Source organism: Crossiella sp. CA198 (assembly GCF_052078295.1).
Lineage (GTDB): Bacteria > Actinomycetota > Actinomycetes > Mycobacteriales > Pseudonocardiaceae > Crossiella.
The window spans coordinates 115,752-134,463 of record NZ_JBQJIM010000025.1; the positions used below are offsets into that span (position 1 = coordinate 115,752).

General features: G+C 69.2%; 7 protein-coding genes. 1 reads left to right on the top strand and 6 read right to left on the bottom strand.

Annotation, left to right across the window (positions count from 1 at the left end):
- Positions 1-31: 31 nt before the first annotated feature.
- Positions 32-7,369, bottom strand: a complete 7,338-nt coding sequence (locus ACTOWY_RS34685) for a type I polyketide synthase (RefSeq protein WP_441313826.1) — start codon at positions 7,367-7,369, stop codon at positions 32-34.
- A gap of 673 nt (positions 7,370-8,042) precedes the next feature.
- Here ACTOWY_RS34685 and ACTOWY_RS34690 point away from each other — a divergent pair.
- Positions 8,043-10,742, top strand: coding sequence for an ATP-binding protein (locus ACTOWY_RS34690; protein ID WP_441313827.1), 2,700 nt, complete (start codon positions 8,043-8,045; stop codon positions 10,740-10,742).
- On the opposite strand, the gene ACTOWY_RS34695 is transcribed toward ACTOWY_RS34690, so the two are convergent.
- The 5 genes from ACTOWY_RS34695 to ACTOWY_RS34715 are packed head-to-tail and all read right to left on the bottom strand — an operon-like array spanning position 10,731 to position 18,696.
- Entirely contained in the window at positions 10,731-11,684 is a 954-nt protein-coding gene (locus tag ACTOWY_RS34695; RefSeq protein ID WP_441313828.1) for a Gfo/Idh/MocA family protein, read from the bottom strand. The genes ACTOWY_RS34690 and ACTOWY_RS34695 overlap by 12 nt on opposite strands.
- Positions 11,684-13,090, bottom strand: a complete 1,407-nt coding sequence (locus ACTOWY_RS34700) for an NDP-hexose 2,3-dehydratase family protein (RefSeq protein WP_441313829.1) — start codon at positions 13,088-13,090, stop codon at positions 11,684-11,686. The genes ACTOWY_RS34695 and ACTOWY_RS34700 overlap by 1 nt, the downstream gene beginning before the upstream one ends.
- 32 nt (positions 13,091-13,122) lie before the next feature.
- Positions 13,123-14,451, bottom strand: a complete 1,329-nt coding sequence (gene rfbH / locus ACTOWY_RS34705) for a lipopolysaccharide biosynthesis protein RfbH (RefSeq protein WP_441313830.1) — start codon at positions 14,449-14,451, stop codon at positions 13,123-13,125.
- Entirely contained in the window at positions 14,448-15,587 is a 1,140-nt protein-coding gene (locus ACTOWY_RS34710; RefSeq protein WP_441313871.1) for a DegT/DnrJ/EryC1/StrS aminotransferase family protein, read from the bottom strand. The genes rfbH and ACTOWY_RS34710 overlap by 4 nt, the downstream gene beginning before the upstream one ends.
- A 10-nt stretch (positions 15,588-15,597) precedes the next feature.
- A complete protein-coding gene (locus ACTOWY_RS34715) occupies positions 15,598-18,696 on the bottom strand; it encodes a non-ribosomal peptide synthetase (protein ID WP_441313831.1) in 3,099 nt (1,032 codons plus the stop codon).
- Positions 18,697-18,712 lie beyond the last annotated feature (16 nt).

Below are 18,712 nucleotides of genomic sequence, written 5' to 3' on the forward strand. Positions count from 1 at the left end.
AAAGAAGAGTCTGTGGTGGTCTGGTAGCGGGCTACGGCGCCTGGAATTCGTTGTCCAGGATGCTGAACAGCTCCTCGTCGGTGGCTGTCGCGAGATCCTCGGGCGCCGCGGAATCCGGTTGGGTGCGTACCGGCTGGTGTGTTTTGCCGTCCGGGAGCGGGATCCTGCCGCTCAGGAAGGCGGACAGCGTTGCGGGCGTGGGGTGATCGAAGATCATGGTGCTCGGCAGGCGCAGACCGGTGGCCGCGGCGAGCTGGTTGCGCAGCCGCACGGCGGTCAGCGACTCGAAGCCGAGACTCTTGAAGCTGCGCGCGGATCCGACGTCCTCGGCGTCCGCGTGGCCGAGGATCTCCGCCACCTGCGCCCGCACCAGCTTCAGCAGTGCGCGTTCCCGCTGCCGCGGTGACAGCCCGGTCAACTGCGCCACGAGCGTCGAGTTGTCCTGGGGCGCGGTCGATTCCTGGACCTGGGCCTCGGGCAGTTCGGCGAGCAGCGGGCTCGGGCGGGTCAGGGTGAAGGCAGGGGCGAACCGGGTCCAGTCCACATCGGTGACGACGCTGCTCACCTCGTCCTGGTCCAGGATCTGTTGCAGCGTGGCGAGGGCTGCCTCCGGCGCCATGGTGGACAGACCGTGGGCGGTGAGCCGCTCCCGGAACGAGTTGTCGTCGGTCGCCATCCCGCCGCCTGCCCACGGTCCCCACGCGATGGCGTGTGCCGGGAGGTCGTGGCGGCGGCAGTGCTGGGCGAAGGCGTCCAGGAAGGCGTTGCCCGCGGCGTACGCGGTGTGGTTGCCCGCGCCCCAGATCCCGGAGATCGAGGAGTAGAGGATCAGCGCGTCCAGGGATCGCGGGGCGAGCAGGTCGGCCAGGTGCTGGGCGCCGAAGACCTTGCCGGACAGCACATCGCGCATCTCCGTCAGCGTGGTCTGGGTCAGTGGCGCTTCGCGGTTGACCCCGGCGGCGTGCACCACCACCCGCAGTGGGGCATCCGGCAGGTCGATCTTGTGCACGAGCGCGGCGACCGAATCCCGGTCCGCCAGATCGCAGGCCAGCACCTGGGCGGTCACCCCGAGTCCGGCCAGCTCGGCGATCAGCTCGGTCGCACCAGGAGCCTGGTCGCCGCGGCGGCTGGTGAGCACGATGTGCCTGGCCCCGTTGCGGGCCAGCCAGCGGGCCAGGTGCGCGCCGAGTCCGCCGGTGCCCCCGGTGATGAGAGCCGTGTCCCGTGGGCGCCACTCGCGCTTGGCCTTCCTGGGCGTGGCCCGGACAAGTCGTCGGGCGTAGGCGCCGGAGGGGCGGATGGCGATCTGGTCCTCGCCCTCGGGGCGGGCCAGCACCGAGCAGAGCGTGGTCAGCGTCCGTTCGTCGAGGGACTCGGGGAGGTCGATCAGGCCGCCCCAGTGCTGCGGCAGTTCCAGTGCGGCGACGCGGCCCATGCCCCACACCAGGGTCTGATCGGGATGAGTTGGCGTCTCGGTCTCGTCGGTGGCGACCGCGCCCCGGGTGACCGTCCACAGTGGAGTGGTGGTGTCGCTGTCCTGGATTGCCTGGAGCAGTGCAAGGGTTCCGGCGAAGCCGGTGGGCACGGGGAGATCGGGTGAGTGCGGGCGGTCGTCCAGGGCGAGCAGGGACAGGATGCCGGTGACCTCGTCGTCGGAGGACAGGGCCGATTTCAGCAGGTCGGTCAGGGTGCTGTGGTCGAGTTCGTTCTGGGTGAGGCGGAGGTTGAGGATGTCGAGGCCCTGCCCGGCGAGGTGTTCGGTCAGGGTGTCGGCCGTGGGGTCGCCGTCTGGTGCCACTACCAGCCATCGGCCGCTCAGGCGGTACGGGGACTGGATGCTGAGCTGCTTCCAGGTGATCCGGTAGCGCCAGCGGTTCCTGTCAGCGGCAGTGCTGGGGTTCAGCCAGTAGCGGGTGCGTTGGAACGGGTAGGTGGGTAACTCAACCTGTTGTGGCTGGTGGGGTCCGAGGAGTGTTTGCCAGTTGAGGGGGTGGCCGTGGAGATGGGCTTGGGCGAGGGCGGTGGTGAGGGTGTTCGGCTCGGGGTGGTTGCGGTTGAGGGTGGCGGTGATGAGTGCGGTGGTGTTGTGGTTGGCGAGGGTTGCGAGGGTGGTGTCTGGGCCGAGTTCGAGGTAGGTGGTTGCGCCGAGGGTTTCCAGGGTGGTGATGCCGGGTCCGAAGTGGACTGGCTGGCGGATGAGTTGGGCCCAGTAGCCGGGATCAGTCAGTTGTTCTTGGGTGGCAAGGGTTCCGGTGAGGTTGGAGATGATCGGGATCGTGGGTGGGTGGTAGCTGAGGGTGGCTGCGTGTTTGGTGAACTCCGGCAGGATCTGTTCAGTGTGTGCGGAGTGGAAGGCGTGTGCGACGTGCAGCTTCTGGGTCTTGATTCCCTGTGCTTGCAGGAGTTCTGCGAGTTGGTCGATGTGTTCGGGTGAGCCGGAGGCGACGGTGTGGGTTGGGCTGTTGTAGGCGGCGATGTCGGACTGGTCGAGTAGATCGGCCGTGCCGTGGACGTTGAGCATCGCGCCGGGTGGCAGGGTGTTCATCAGCCGGGCGCGGGTGGCGACCAGGCTGCACGCGTCGGGGAGGGTGAGCACGCCTGCGGCGCAGGCGGCGGTGAGTTCGCCGATGGAGTGGCCGATGAGGTAGTCGGGCTGGAGTCCGTAGTGGGTGATCAGCCGGAAGAGAGCCAGTTCCAGGGCGAACAGGGCGGTTTGGGTGTAGCGGGTTTGTGCCAGGAGAGTGCCTTGGCGGTCGAACATCACTTCGCGCAGTGGGTGGTCGAGGTGGATGTTGAACTCGGTGCAGATTTCGTCCAGGGCTGCGGCGAAGACGGGGTGTGTTGGGTAGAGCTGGCTGCCCATGCCGGGGTGCTGGCTGCCCTGGCCGGAGAACATCAACACCAACTTGCCCTGGCCACCGTCGTTGACCTGGCTGATCAGTTCGGGGTGGGTGCGGCCTGCGGTGAGGGCTTCCAGTGCGGCCGTGAGGTCGTTGGTGTTGCTGGCAATCACTGCTGCCCGGTGCGGGAACAGGGTGCGCGTGGTCAGTGCGTGGGCCACGTCGATGGGGTGCAGGTCGGTCCGGCGGGCGAGGTTGGTGGCCTGGGCGCGCAGGGCCTTGTCGGTCTTGGCGGAGAGAATCCACGGCACGACCGCGGTGATTGGCGATTTGGTGTGGATTTCAGCGGCCGGGGGTTGTTCGAGGATCACGTGGGCGTTGGTGCCGCTGATCCCGAAGGAGGACACAGCAGCCCGGCGCGGGTGATCGGTCTCCGGCCAAGGGGTGGTCTTGGTGAGCAGCTGAAGGGTGCCGCTGGACCAGTCAATGTGTGGCGACGGCTCGTCGATGTGCAGGGTTTTGGGCAGGGTGGCGTGGTTCAGGGCCTGCACCATCTTGATCACGCTGCCGATGCCCGCGGCGGCCTGGGTGTGGCCGAGGTTGGATTTCAGCGAGCCGAGGTGGAGCGGATTGCCGTTGCGGTGCCTGCCGTAGGTGGCCAGTAGGGCGTGGGCTTCGATGGGGTCGCCGAGGGTGGTGCCGGTGCCGTGTGCTTCGACGGCGTCGATCTGGTCGGCGGTGAGGCCCGCGTTGGCCAGGGCCGCGTGGATCACGCGTTGCTGGGCAGGGCCGCTGGGGGCGGTGAGGCCATTGGAAGCGCCGTCCTGGTTGATCGCCGAACCCCGGATGACGCCGAAGACGCGGCGGCCTTCGCGCAGGGCAGCGGAGAGGGGTTGCAGGACAACGAGTCCGGCGCCCTCGGCGAAGCTGGTGCCGTCGGCGGCCGTGGCGAAGGACTTGCAGCGGCCATCCGGGGCCAGACCGCGTTGGCGGCTGAACTCGGTGAGGATGCCGGGGGTGGCCATCACGGTCACGCCACCGGCCAGGGCCATCGTGCACTCGCCTGCCCGCAGGGCTTGCACGGCCTGGTGCAGCGCCACCAGGGAAGAGGAGCAGGCGGTGTCCGTGGTGATCGCCGGTCCGTGCAGGCCAAGGCTGTAGGCGATCCGGCCCGAGATGATGCTGAGGCTGGTGCCGGTGAGGCGGTGGCCGGTCAGCTCCGCCGAGTGCTCGTACCTCCGGGGGCCGTACTCCTCGGCCATCGCGCCGACGTAGACGCCGGTGGGGCTCTCGTGCAGGGCGGTGGGGTCGATGCCCGCGTGTTCGAGCGCTTCCCAGGCGATCTCCAGCAAGATCCGCTGCTGGGGGTCCATGGCGAGGGCCTCATGGGGGCTGATGCCGAAGAAGTCGGCGTCGAAATCCGCGGCGTCGGGCAGGAAACCGCCCGCGCGGGCGTAGGACTCGCCGTCCGCGGCGAAGTGGACCTCTTCGGGCCAGCCCCGGTCGGCCGGGAACCCGGAGATCGCGTCGGTTTCCTGGAGCACCAGCTGCCACAGCTCCGCGGGTGACCGGACTCCACCCGGGTAGCGGCAACCCATGCCGATGATCGCGACGGGTTCGTGGTGGGCCAGTGGTGCCGTGGTGGTGACGCTGACGTGGCCGGCGAGTTCTTCGCTCAGGTGCCGGATCAGTGCCTGCGGGGTCGCGTGGTCGTAGAGCAGGGTGGTGGGCAGGTTGAGGTTTGTGGCCGCGTTGAGGTGGCCGCGCAGTTCCAGGGCGGCGAAGGACTCGAAGCCGAGGTCCTTGAACGTGCTGTGCAGGTCCACCGGGTCGGTGGGTGCGTGGCCCAGCACCGCGCGCACACCGGCCTGCACGAGATCCTCGACCGTGCGGCTGTCCAGGGCGGTCAACGACGTGGGTTCCGCCTGGGTAGTGGTGTTCAGCCAGTGGCGGGTGCGCTGGAAGGCGTATGTGGGCAGGGAAACCGGGCGCGGGTGGTGTGCGCCGAGGAGGGCTTCCCAGTCCAGGTTGTGGCCATGCAGGTGAACCTGGGCCAGCGCGGTGGTGAGGGTGTTGGGTTCGGGTTGGTCGCGGCGCAGGACGGAGGTCGCCAGGGCGGTGCTGAGGGTGTGCTTGGCGAGGGTGGCCAGGGTGGTGTCCGGGCCCAGCTCCAAGTACGTGGTGGCGCCGAGGTTTTCCAGGGTGGTGATGCCGGGTCCGAAGTGGACTGGTTGGCGGATGAGCTGTGCCCAGTAGCCCGGATCAGTCAGTTGTTCCTCTGTCGCAAGGGTTCCGGTGAGGTTGGAGATGATCGGGGTGGTGGGTGCCCGGTAGGTGAGAGTGGCGGCGTGCTCGGTGAAGGCAGACAGGATGGGTTCGGTGTGTGCGGAGTGGAAGGCGTGGGCGACGTGCAGCCGCCGGGTCTTGATTCCCTTTGCTCGCAAGAGTTCGGCGAGATGATCAATGTCTTCGATTGAGCCGGAGGCGACCGTGTGGGCGGGGCTGTTGTAGGCGGCGATGTCGATGTGGTCCGGCAGTTCGATGGTGGCCTGGATGTTGAGCATCGCGCCGGGTGGCAGGGTGTTCATCAACCGGGCGCGGGTGGCGACCAGGCTGCACGCGTCCGGCAGGGAGAGCACACCTGCGGCACAGGCTGCGGTGAGTTCGCCGATCGAGTGGCCGATCAGGTAGTCGGGCTGCAGGCCGTAGTGGGTGACCAAGCGGAACAAGGCCAGTTCCAGTGCGAACAAGGCTGTTTGGGTGTACCGGGTTTGTGCCAGGAGCGTGGATTGCCGGTCGAACATGACCTCGCGCAGTGGGTGGTCCAGGTGTGGGTCCAGCTCGGCGCAGATCTCGTCCAGGGCTGCCGCGAACACCGGGTGGGTCTGGTAGAGCTGACTGCCCATGCCGGGGTGCTGGCTGCCCTGGCCGGAGAACATGAACACCAGGCCGCGAGCGTCCCCGTCCAGGCGGTTGCGCACCACGGCCGGGTGCGGGCGGCCCGCGGCCAGCTCGGTCAGTGCGGTGGTGAATTCCGTTGCGGTACTGGCGATGACCGCGGCGCGGTGCGGGAAGCGGGTGCGGGTGGTGGCCAGTGAGTAGGCCACGTCGACCGGGTGGGAGCCGGACTGGCGGGCCAGGTTGGCGGCTTGCGCGCGCAGGGCCTGGCCGGTGGTGGCGGACAGGACCCAGGGCACCACCACCGCACGGGGTTCGCTGGTCGCTGGTGCCTTGGTGGCCGGAGGTTCCGCGAGCACCACGTGGCAGTTGGTGCCGCCCATGCCGAAGGAACTCACCCCGGCGATCAACGGCCGGTCGGGGTGCGGCCACGGGGTCAGCTCGGCCTGGACCTTGAGGTTGAGGCGGTCCAGGTCGATGTCCGGGTTCGGGGTCTCGAAGTTCAGGCTGGGCGGGAGTTCCCGGTGCCTGATGCTCAGGATGGTCTTGAGCAGGCCGACGATCCCGGCGCCGCCCTCCAGGTGCCCCACGTTGGTCTTGGCCGAACCCACGATCAGCCGGTCACCGGGGGAGCGTGCCGACCCCAGCGCGGCGCCCAGGGCGGCTGCTTCGACGGGGTCGCCGACCCGGGTTCCGGTGCCGTGCAACTCGACGTACTGGACCTCCGCCGGGGCGACGCCGGCCCGCTCGTGCGCGCGCCGCAGCACGTCGGCCTGGGCTGTCGCACTGGGTACGGTCAGGCCCTGGGTGCCGCCGTCGTTGTTCACCGCGCTGCCGGGGATGACGCAGTAGATGGCGTCGCCGTCCTCGATCGCCCGCGCGAGCGGCTTGAGCAGCACCAGGCCGCCGCCCTCGCCGCGTACGTAGCCGTTGGCCCGGTGGTCGAAGGTGAAGCAGCGGCTGTCGGGGGAGAGGCCGCCGAAGGCCGCGGTCCGGTCGGTGCTCTCGGCGGCGATGATCAGGTTGACGCCGCCGGCCAGCGCGAGGGCGGACTCGCCGGTCCGCAGGCTCTCGCAGGCCAGGTGCACGGCGACCAGGGAGGAGGACTGCGCCGTGTCCACGGTCAGGCTGGGGCCGCGCAGGCCCAGTGTGTAGGAGAGCCGGTTGGCCAGGATGGCCCGCTGGGTGCCGGTGAGCGAGTGCTGGTTGAACGACTCGCGGCCGCCCTGGTTGAGCAATGTCGTGTAGTCGTCCCAGATCGCGCCGAGGAAAATCCCGGTCCGGGTGCCGTCCAGGTCGCCGGGGCGGATGCGCCCGTCCTCCAGGGCTTCCCAGCCCAGTTCCAGCATCAGTCGCTGTTGCGGATCCATCATCGCGGCCTCGCGCGGCGGAATGCGGAAGAAACCAGCGTCGAAACCGTCGACCTCGTCCAGAAAGCCGCCCTCATAGCGGGTTTCCGACCCGGCTGACGGTGCGGGCGGGCGGTTCGGTGGTACCGGTGTGATGGCGCTGCGCCCGTTTCGCAGCAGCTGCCAGAAGGCCAGTGGGTCGGCGGAACCGGGGAGACGGCAGGCTATTCCGGTCACCGCGATCGCGTCGTCATGGGCAGCACCATTGGCGGCGTTGACCATTATTACTCCCCCCAGGCCGGCAGTAATCACTCGGCGTAGGATTGCCGGGCGGGCTAGTGCGCCTCTAAACAGGCTCTAAACCGTATTCCGGGTCGCCGGCTGTCACCGAACTCGGCCCGCTCCCCGGACCGGCCCGGCCGTGAGCCGGGTCCGGCGGCAGACCTGTCCGAGACGTCCTGTTCCAGAGGCGTCGCTACCGGGCCGTTATCCGGGACATGCCCAGAGATCGCCCGGGAACCATGATCGAGGAGTAGGATCAGTGCGAAGCCAGAGCGCTGTAGATCATTCCGGCAGCAGTGCTCAACTGGGGTGGGGACAACCCTGTGGCATTTCTGGGGGTCGACTGGGGCGGTATTAGGAAAGAGTTCTTCCCTTCGTTTACGCGCAGCTGATAAGGGGGAAGAACACGCGTGTGAGGCGGTGGACCTGAGATCCGGCCGGTGCGGGCGTGCCCGACCGGAGCGCCGGTCCGCCTGGTGGCCGACCGCGGTCGGCGGCGCGGCCGTTCCGATTTGTCGATCAGGTGCCGGAGGCAGCCGGTACACCGTTTGTACATCGACGCCGGAATTGGCTTCTGTGGGGATTACGCCTGCCCGCCCTGATCTTGAGGTTGCGCCTCCCGGTGCGACCTCTCGTCGTCTTGACGGTCACAGCGCTGGGGGATAAACCAATCATGTTCCTGATTGAAAGAAGTGATGAGACGAAGGTCTTCGAAAAAAGTCTCCAGGAGAGCGAACAGCACCGTGGCAGCGTGCTGCTGGTCACCGCGCCTGACGGTTGCGGGAAGACCGAGCTGTTGCACCAGTTCGCCGACCACGCGCGCTCCGAGCAGATGCTCACGCTCATCGCGAACTGCGTGCGTTCGGAACGGCATTTCCCGCTCGGCATCATGGAACAGCTGCTCACCCAGTCGGAGTTGCCTGGCTCGCTGACCGATGAGGTGACCACCCTCCTTGAGTCCACTAAGGACATTGCCGAACTGGACGTGCTCGAACTCTCCGTCCGCTTTTCGGAGGGCTTTCACAAACTGTTCGCCAAACTCGGCAAGATTCACCCGCTGGTGCTCTGCATCGACGATGTGCACGACATCGACCGGGTTTCCCTGCACTGCCTGCTGTACCTGATCCGGCGCATCCGCAACGAGCGGATCGTGGTCATCCTGACCGAGCGGGAGGACATGACGCCCGGTCACTCGCTGATCCTGGGCGACCTGCTGCGCCGGGCGCACGTGCGGCGGTTCAGCCTGGCCCCGCTGAGCCGCGGCGGCACCGAGCGGCTGCTCGCCCACCACCTGGGCACCGCGCCGCCGGAGCCGACCGCCGCCGAGTCCTTCCTGCTCACCGGCGGCAATCCGCTGCTGCTGCACGCGCTGATCCAGGACATGCAGAAGCGCGCCGGGCTGGTCCCCGGCCACGCCTACCAGCAGGCCGTGGTCGAACTGCTGCGCCGCCACGAGCCACACGTGCTGCGGATGGCCCAGGGCCGCGCCCTGTTCTCCGGCGCCAGCCCCAATCAGCTGCTGGAGCACTCCTTCGAGGCCGGACCGGGCGCGGCCGACCACGCGCTGCGCATCCTCACCCAGCTCGGCCTGGTGCACGAGCAGGACTTCCGGCATCCGCAGATCGGCACCGCCCTGCTGGCCAACCTGGCCCTGGACGAACGCGCCGTGCTGCACCGGCGGGCCGCCCAGCTGCTCTACGAACAGGGCGCGCCCGCGGTGGAGGTCGCGCACCACCTCATCGCGGGCGGCGCCACCGCGACCCAGTGGAGCGCCCCGCTGCTGGCCGAGGCGGTGGACCAGGCGCTGGCCGAGAACGACACCGCCTTCGCCAGGGAGACCTTCGAGTACGCCACCACGCAGTTCGCCGACGCCGGCCTGAAATCCGCGATCAAGGCCAAGCTGCTGGAGTACACCTGGGGCAGCAACCCCGAGGCCACCATCCGCACGCTCTACCCGCTGCTCGCCGAATTGCGCGCCGGGCAGCTGCCGGTCAGGTACGCGTTCTCGCTGGTGCGCAACCTGGTCTGGTACTGCCACGGCGACCGGGCCGAGGAGGTGCTGGCCGCGCTGGAGGCCAGGGCCGCACTGCACGACAAACAGGCCGCGGCCGAGGCGGAGGTGATCCGCTGCTGGCTCTCGGTCAGCCAGCCCACCTCGGCGGAAACCGTTGCGGAGGGCGCGATCCCGGCCGACGGCGACCTCCGGCTGCGCGCCTTCCGGATGCTGAAATCCGCGCTGCGGCACGGCGCGTCCGCGACAGAGGTGACCGAGGCGGAACAGGCCCTGCGCTACACGGAGTTCACCGCGCAAACGTTTGAGCCGGTGTTCAGCCTGATCACCCTGCTGATCCACTCCGAGCAGGCGGACAAGGCGATCACCTGGTGCGACAAGGTGGAACGCGAGGCCGTCAGCGCGCAGCGTCCCGAGTTCCGCGCCCAGCTGCTCGCGTTGCGGGCTCAGGCCCTGCTCCGCCAGGGCGACCTCGCCGGCGCCTACCAGCACGCCAGGGAGAGCCTCACCGTGCTGGCGCCCGCCGCGTGGGGGGTGGCGGTGGGCCTGCCGCTGGCCATCCTGATCGAGGTGTGCCTGGACCTGCGGCGGGAGGACGAGGTCGGTGGCTACGTCGGGCATCCGGTGCCGCCGGAGATGTACCAGACCCGCTACGGACTGCACTTCGTCTACGCCCGCGGCCTGCACCACCTCGCCGCAGGCCAGCTGGAGGCGGCGGCCGCGGACTTCGACAAGTGCGGCCAGCTCATGGAGGCCTGGGAACTGGACTCGCCCACTTTCATCTCCTGGCGGATCGGCGCGGCCGAGGCGCGGCGCCGGGCCGGGGACCACGACGACGCCCGGCACCTCATCGCCGATCAGCTCGCCCGGCTGAGCCGGGACCAGCCGCGCACCTGGGGGGTGAGCCTGACCGCGATGGCCGAGCTGACCCAGCCCGCCGAACGACACGCCGTGCTGACCGAGGCCACCGAGATGCTCAACCGCTCCGGCGATCACCTCCAACTGGCCCGCGCACTCACCAAACTCGGCCACGCCTATGAGCAACTCGGTGAGGACGGGTCGGCGCGCACGATGTTCCAGCGGGCCCAGCAGACGGTCAAGGACTACGACGCCGATCCGGTGTGGCCCCAGCTGGAGTTCGGTCTGGACGCGCTGGCCGTGGACGATCCGGTGCTGGAGTCGCTGAGTTACGCCGAACAACGGGTGGCCGCGCTGGCCGCGCACGGGGCCACCAACCGGCAGATCTCGGTGCGGCTGCACATCACGGTCAGCACGGTGGAGCAGCACCTGACCCGGATCTACCGCAAGCTGGGGGTCAAGGACCGCAAGGATCTGGCGGGTTTGCTGAGGTCACGCCCGTGAGCGGACCTCGGCCAGCAACCGGGCCAGTTCCAGGCTGGACTCCGGTGCGGGGGAGACGCCGGCCCGGACCGCGGCGACGAAGGCGGCGATCGTATTGGCCACCTGGTCGTCGGGTTCGAGCACGATCTCCTTGACGTCCGGGCCGCGCCGCAGGTGCAGGGTGGGCCGGTGGTCGGCGGACGGGGTGAAGGCGTGCTCCACGCTCAGCCGCCCCTCATCGCCCCGCACCTCATACATCGACCGGTAGGCGTGCTCGAACCCGAACGTCAGATGCGCCGCGACGCCACCGGTGGCCCGCAGCAACGCGGCGCCCGCGACGTCCACACCCCGCGTGCCGGGGGTGAGGAAGGCGCCGATGACTTCCAGCGAGGCGCCCAGGAACAGCGAGGCCGCCCGCAGCGGGTAGACGCCCACGTCCCAGAGCGCGCCACCGTCCAAATCGGACTGATAGCGGATGTCGCCGGGCGGCAGCGGCGGAATGGCGAAGCAGGACTGGAAGACCTGCACCTGGCCGATCGCGCCGTCGGCCAGCAGAGCCAGGGCCTCGGCGTGCTGGGCGTGGTGCACGAACATGATGTTCTCCATCAGCACCAGCCCGGACCGGGCGGCCAGTGCGAGCAGTTCCGCGGTGCCGTTCGCGTTGGTGGTCAGCGGCTTCTCCGCGAGCACGTGCTTGCCCGCCCGTAATGCCGCCGCCACCCACTCCGCGTGCAGGGCGGCGGGCAGCGGCACGTACACCGCGTCCACATCGGCCCGTGCCAGCAACGCGTCATAGCCGTGTACCGGGCAGCCGCCGAACACCGTTGTCGCGGCGGCCGCGCGATCCTTGTCCCTGCTGGCGATCGCCGCGATCTCGATCCCCGGCGTCCGCCCGACGGCGGGCAGCACCCGGCGCCGGGCGATGCCCGCGTAGCCGAGGACGCCGAGCCGCAGGGGGTCCATCACCCCTGCGCCCACATGGTGTTGAGACAGGCCAGCAGGGTGCGGGCCTGGACGTTGACGTAGTGGCTGTGCCGTACCAGTGAGATGAGCTGGCCGTGCGAGACCCAGCGGAAGCCCGGCGGCGGGTCCAGTGGCGTCTGGTTGTCGTCGGTTTCCACCACCAGGTAGCGGCTTTCGGCGTTGATGAACCGGCCGCCCTCCTCCGAATGCACTGCCTCATAACGGATCCGGGCCGGGTCCGCGTCAAGCACCAGGTCCAGGTAGCGCGGCCGGGCCGGCTCGGGCAGGTCCAGGTAGTTGCTCGGTACACATTGGACGGTGGGGCCGAGTTCCATGGTGTCCAGGAAACCGCCCTCGACCCTGGACTGGGTCAGCACGTGTGGCACTCCGCCGAGTCGCCGGGTCAGGAAGGCCGCGACCCCGCGCCCACACGGCTGGATCAGCGGCTGGGTCCAGGAGGCGACCTCGCGGGAGTCGGCGTGCACCGACACGGCCACCACGCTGAAGTACTGCCCCTTCTCGTGGTCGATCGAGTAGGGCCGGTGCACCCAGCCGGGCAGCGAGCCCAGTGGCATCAGCTGCGCGTGCACCTGGTTGCGGGCCCGTTCGGCGGTGATCCAGGACAGCAGGTCCACATCGGACCCCATCGCGCCGGTTTCCTCGCTCTGGCTGGGCACACAGGCCAGCACGGTGCGCGAGTCCATGTTCACCAGGTTGTCCTCTAACAGGAGTTCGCCGATCTGACCCAGGGTCAGCCAGCGGAAGTCCTCGTGCACCGGCACCTCGTCGAAGGCTTCGACGATCATGTTGCGGTTGCACTTGCGGTAGAACCAGGAACCGTGTTCGGACTGCAGCACATCGGCGACCACACTGCCGTTGCGGGTGGTGCTGAAATGCTCCAGGTAGCGTACCGGCGAACCCTGGTGCACCTTCATGTAGTTGCTGCGGGTGGCCTGCACGGTCGGGGACAGCTGCACCAGGTTCGGGTTGCCCGGCTCCATCTTGGCCTGCATCAGGAAGTGCAGGACGCCGTCGAACTCCTTGACCAGGATGCCGAGGATGCCGACCTCGGGCTGGTTGATGATCGGCTGGTACCACTGCACCTGCGCGCCGTCGTCCACGCTGGCCCGCAGTCCCTCGACGGTGAAGAACCGCCCGCTGTCGTGCCGCAGGTTGCCGGTGGTGGCGTCGAAGGACCACTTGTCCATGGCGGAGAACGGGATGTGCTCGACCCGGTGCCGCTGGGCGGACACGCGTTCGGCCCACCACTTGTGGAAGTCCTCGACGCCGCCGAACCTGCCTTCCAGGGCCTTGGCCGAGAGAGTGAGCCTGCTGACCAGCGCGGCGTCCTCTCTCGGCTGGAGCCGAGAGGACGCGGCCGCGCTGTCGGCGAGGTTGGATACCATGACACAGCTCCTTGGCTGGGGCGGTCGCCGGCTCAGCGCCTGCTGCGCGCCTGCACGAATTCCTTGATCGAGTCGAGCACGTAGTCGAGCATCTCCTCGGTGAGTGAGGGGTAGACGCCGACCCAGAAGGTGTGTTCGGTGACGATGTCGCTGTTGGTCAGCTCCTCCGCCACCCGGTGCGGCGCCTCGACATAGGCTGGCTGGCGGGTCAGGTTGCCGCCGAAGAGCCTGCGGGTGCCGATCTTGCGGTTCTCCAGGAAGTCGACCAGTTCGGCCCGCTTGAACGGCGCCTCGGTATCGACGGTGATGATGAACCCGAACCAGCTCGGATCGCTGTCCGGGGTGGCCTCCGGCAGGATCAGCCAGGGCACCCCGTCCAGGCCCTCGCGTAGCCTGCGCCAGTTCGACCGCCGCACCGAACCGAAGTAGTCCAATTTGGACAGTTGGGTCAGGCCGAGGGCGGCCTGCAGGTCGGTGGACTTCAGGTTGTAGCCGATGTGGGAGAAGATGTATTTGTGGTCATAGCCCGCGGGCAGCGTGCCCATCTGGTAGGAGAAGCGTTTGAGGCAGGTGTTGCTCTCACCCGGTTCGCACCAGCAGTCCCGGCCCCAGTCCCGCAACGACTCCACGATCCGGGCCAGCGCCAGGTTCGAGGTCAGCACGCAGCCGCCCTCGCCCATGGTCAGGTGGTGCGCGGGGTAGAAGCTGACCGTGGCCAGCTCACCGAAGGTCCCGGTCAGCTGGCCGCGGTAGGTCGAGCCCACCGCGTCGCAGTTGTCCTCGACCAGGATCAGGTCGTGCTGCTCGGCCAGCTCGGCCAGTTCCGCTACCTCATAAGGGTTTCCGAGCGCGTGTGCGATCATGATGGCCCTGGTGCGCGGCCCGATCGCCCGCGCCACCCGCTCGGCGGTGGTGTTGTAGGTCTTCAGCTCGATGTCGAGGAAGACCGGGATCAGGCCGTTCTGCAGGATCGGGTTGACCGTGGTCGGGAAGCCGGCCGCCACCGTGATCACCTCATCGCCCGGCCGCAACCGCCGGTCCTCCAGCTGGGGCGAGGTCAGTGCGGTCAGCGCGAGCAGGTTCGCCGAGGAGCCCGAGTTGGTCAGGTGCGCCTTGCGTCTGCCCATCCGGCGGGCGAACGCGGACTCGAACATCCGCGAACTCCGCCCGGCGGCGATGCGCATGTCCAGGGCGGCTTCCACCAGCGCCGCCCGGTCCTCCTCGTCCAGGGTCGCGCCGGAGGGCCAGATCTCGGTGACACCCGGCACGAACTGCCTGCCGCTCTGGCTTTCCTGGTGGTACTTGCGGGCCAGGTCCAGGACCAGCGCCTTGCTCTCGCTCACGTCGTCACTCCGGTTCATCGCCCCTCCACCCGGTGCTGTGCAACCAGTTCGGTCAGTTCGGCGGCCACGGTCTTGACCTCCGCGTCGGCCAGGCCGTGGTGCAGCGGCAGCAGCAACGTGGCATCGGCCGCCGCCTCAGTGGCCGGCAGCGGGGTGACATCGGCCTGGTACGCGGGCACCTTGTGCAGCGGCGGATAGCGGAACGTGGTGTAGATCCCGCGTTCCAGGAGTCCGGCGGCCACCACATCGCGGATCCGTGGATCCAGCTGCACCCAGTAGAAGTAGTAGGAGGAGCTGTGCCCCTCGGGCAGCGGCGGCGGCAGCACGACTCCCGGCACCCCGGCCAGCAACTGGTCGTACTGCTCGACGATCTCCCGCCGCCTGCCGATGGCCTGCGGCAGGTTACGCAACTGCACGCTGCCGATGGCCGCGGTCAGGTCGTTGCCGATCATCCGGCCGCCGAAGTCGCGCACGTCCAGTTCCCACCAGCGGTGCGAGACCTTGGCCGCGCTAAAGCCACTGGACTGGGCCAGGCCGTGGTAGGCCAGTCCGCGGGCTTTGGCGGCCAGTTCGTCGTCGCGGGTGTAGAGCATGCCGCCGTCGCCGGTGACCAGGATCTTCATCGCGTCGAAGCTCCACATCGCGATGTCACCGAAGCTTCCGCAGGCCTTGCCGTCCACCCGGGAGTCGACCGCGCAGGCCGCGTCCTCGATCAGCCGCAGGCCGCGGTTGCGGCAGAACGCCGCGATGTTCGCGATGTTGCCGGGGTAGCCGCCGTAGTGCAGCACCAGCACGGCTTTCGTCCGCGGTGTGACGGCCCGCTCAATGTCCTCAATGGATGGATTGAGGGTGCGCGGGTCGACATCGCAGAACACCGGCCGGGCGCCGGTGGCGGCGATGGCGTTGGCGGCGGCGACGAAACTGACCGAGGGCAGCACCACGTCATCCTGGGGGCCGAGGTCCAGCATCCGCGCGGCCAGGAACAGCCCGGCGGTGCAGGAGTTGATGAACAGCACGTTGGGCGCCGGCACGTCCAGATGGGCGGCGAATTCCGCCTCGAACGCCTTGGCCCGCGCGCCGTAGCCGAGCCAGTTGCTCGCGAAGACCTCGCTGACGGCGGCCAGTTCCTCTGCGCCCAGACTGGGCCGGAACACGTTGATCAACTCATGCCTCCTGGGGCAGTGGGGCGACGCCTGCCGCGGCGAGGTGCCGCGCGAGCAGCTGTGGGGTGGGGTGCTCGAACACGCCGGACAACTTGATCCGCACCCCGGTGGACTCGGCCAGCCGCTGCACGATCCGCGCGGCCAGCACGGAATGGCCGCCGTGGGCGAAGAAGTTGGCCTCGGCGTCCACATCGGACCGCTCCAGCAACTCCCGCCACAGCGCGACCAGCGCGCCGACCAGACCGTCACCCGGCTCGGTCGCCGCGGCTGCGGGCACCCGGTCACGCCGGTGCTCGGTGGCCAGCCGGGTCAGCGCCGGATAGTCCACCTTGTTGTTGCCGGTTTCGGGGAAGGCGTCGAGGAAGACGAAGTCGTTGGGGGTGGCCGCGACCGGGAGCCGCTCGGCGGCGTAGCCCCACAACTGGGCGGCCAGCGTGGGTTCCTCGGCGCCCTCGATGCAGGCGACGAGCAGGCCGCCGCTGGTCTCGTCCGGGACGATCACCGCCGCCGCGGCCCGCACCCGCGGGTGTTCGCGCAGCACGGCCTCGACCTCGGGCAGCTCGATCCGGTTGCCGCGCAACTTGACCTGCCGGTCGTTGCGGCCGAACAACTCGATGCTCCCGTCCGGGCGCCAGCGGGCCAGGTCGCCGGTCCGGTAGTAGCGGCCGTATCGCGGGTGCCACGGGAACCGCTCCGCGGTCAGCTCCGGCCGGGTGTGGTAGCCCAGGGCCACTCCGGCCCCGGCGATGCACAGCTCGCCGCGCACGCCGATCGGGAGTTCGGCGCCGGTGGGGGAGCAGACGAAGACCTGGGTGTTGGCGATCGGTCCGCCGATGCCCACAGGTCCGCCGGTGATCCGGTCGGTGGTGGACCAGATGGTGGTTTCCGTTGGCCCGTAGAAGTTCCACACCTCGGGCGCGACCGCGTTGAGCCTGCGGGCGAGATCCTCGGTGAGCGGTTCGCCACCGGAGGAGAGTCGGCAACCGGCCAGTGCCGGGGCGGCGTCCTCCAGTACCAGCCGCCAGGTCGTCGGCGTGGCCTGTACCAGGTGCACCGGGTGGTTTTCGAGTACCCGGCGCAACGCCTTGCCGTCGGTGCGCGCTTCATCCGGGGCCACCACCACCCGGCCACCGGCCAGCAACGGCAGGAACAACTCCAGCTCGGAGATGTCGAAGGAGAACGTGGTCAGCCAGAGGAATCCATCCTCTTCGGACACCCGCAGCGTCTGTCCGAAGTGGAACATGACGTTGGCCAGGTTGCCGTGCGAGATCCAGGTGCCCTTGGGTAGGCCGGTCGACCCGGAGGTGTAGATGATCATCGCGGCGGAGTCTGCGGCCAGCGTGAATGAGTCCATAGTGGACTGTGCGGATGCGGTGGCGATGGTGAGCACTGGGATCGGACCGGCGGGCAGTAGTCCGGGGTCGGTGGTGAGTACGGCCTTGGCGCCGGAATCCGTGAGCTGGTAGGTGATTCGCTCGGCCGGGTGCTCGGGATCCACCGGCAGGTAGGCGGCACCCGCGAACCAGATCCCCAGCACGGCCGCGGCCAGTTCGGGCGAGCGCGGGGCCGCCACCGCGACCACCTCGCCGGCGCCGATACCCGCCGCCCGCAGCTGTCCGGCCACGGCGGCCGCGGTGTCCCACAGCTCCCGGTAGCTGACCTGCCGGTCCTCGTGTTCGACCGCGATCGCCCCCGGCCGCGTTGTCACCTGGTGCAGCACCCCGGTCAGCACGTCGGCCGGGTGCACTGGAACCGCGGTGTCGTTGGCCGCGTCGATGATCGACCGGTCGGCGGCCGAGCAGACCTCCACCTCGCCGAGCACCCGGTCCACGTCGTCGGCGAGCCGGATCAGCAGCTCCTCGAACCGGTGCAGCAGCGCCTCGACCTCGGTGTGCTCGTAGAACTCCACGCAGTACGCGGCCCGCACCCGCAGGTGCTCCGCGGTGGAGAGCACGAAGAACTCCAGGTCGAACCGGCTCGAACCGTTCTCCAGCAACAGCGGCTCGGCTGGTGCGCCCGCGAGGTCGAACGGGGCGCGTTCGTCGGCGGCGACGTAGTTCAGCACGTGCTTGAACAGCGCTTCCCGCCAGGAGGCGCTGCGGCGCGGCAGGAAACCGGACAGGTGCTCCACCGGCACGTCGGCGTGAGTCAGGCCGTCGAAGAAAACGGTGCGGACCGCGCGGGTGAACTCCCGGAAGCTCTGCGCCGCAGGCACCCGCACCCGCAGTGGGATCACGTTGACGTGGAAGCCGATCGCGCCGCTGTCCTCGGAACCGCGGGTGTTGACCGGGAAGCCGACGGTCAGGTCCGGTCCGGCGCCGTGCTGGGCCAGCAGCAGGTAGTACCCGGCGAGCAGCACCACCGCCTCGGGCGCGCGCAGTTCCCGTTGCAGCGCCCGCACTGCCGAGCGCGCCCGCGGTGACAGCTCGTGGGTGACCTGCGCGCCGCGCAGCACCGGATCCGGCACGCCCTGGGTGCCGATGGCCAGCTCCAGGGTGCCGGGATCGAACTGGTCCAGCCGCTCCCGCCAGAAGGCCAGGCTGTCCGCGCTCGGCGGCGGTTCCACCAGTGCCCGCACCGGTTCACCTGGCTCGGGCTGTTCGCCCTTGGCCAGCGCGGTGTAGGCCGCGGCGAACTCCGCGCGCAGGACCGGGGTGGACAGCGAATCGAAGACGAGATGGTGCAGCACCAGGCAGAACCGGTCCGCGCCGTCCGCGCCGCGCAACCGGGCCGCCCGCAGCAACGGGCGGCCGTCCAGGGCGAACGGGCGGGCCAGGAAGGCGGTGAGCACCTCCTCCGGGTCCCGCCCGGCCGGGTCCAGATGCTCGATCTTGATGTCCACCCGGTCCAGGACCTGCTTGGCCAGGCTGGCCCCGGCCGCGTGGAAGACGGTGCGCAGCACCTCGAACCGTTGCACCACATGGGCCAGCGCCGCCCGCAGCCACACCGGGTCCAGCCGGCCCTCGGCCCGGAAGGCGAAGGACAGGTTGTTGATCGCGCTGCCCGGCACCATGCTCTCCAGCAGCCACAGCGCTTCTTCCTTGCGGGTGGCGGGCGCCGGGCCGAGCGCGGTTCCGCTGGCGGTCTCTGCTGGTCGCATCTGGGCCTTCTCCCGG